At 33.0% G+C, this 276-nt stretch carries 1 protein-coding gene; it reads right to left on the bottom strand.

Going from position 1 to position 276, the window contains the following annotated elements; translation table 11 throughout:
• Nucleotides 1–54: 54 nt before the first annotated feature.
• Nucleotides 55–276: DUF418 domain-containing protein (locus tag SB658_RS23710; protein ID WP_410602758.1), on the bottom strand; the 222-nt coding region annotated here is incomplete at its 5' end.

The raw sequence follows: 276 nt of genomic DNA, 5'->3' as shown, positions 1-276 counted from the left end.
AAAGATGACAATAAAAATAGACTGTTCCACAAAAGGAACAGCCCACTTCTCTCTTTATTTCTTTAAAGGTGTTACCGTCCAATACGTAATAACACGCCAAATCCATTCTAATGGACCCATTTTAAAGATTTTCATCCAAATTACACTAAACACAATTTGAATAGCGTAAATTGCGATACATACATATAACGTCTGCATGTATGTTAAGTTTCCTGCAAAGTTAAATACACTACCAGCAATTAAAATCATTGCAGTTTGTCCGATATAATTCGTCAA

This window comes from Bacillus sp. SIMBA_008 (assembly GCF_046535495.1).
GTDB classification, from domain to species: Bacteria; Bacillota; Bacilli; order Bacillales; family Bacillaceae; genus Bacillus; species Bacillus subtilis.
Note: the sequence above shows the minus strand (reverse complement) of the source record. Positions and strands in the feature narration are given on the sequence as shown.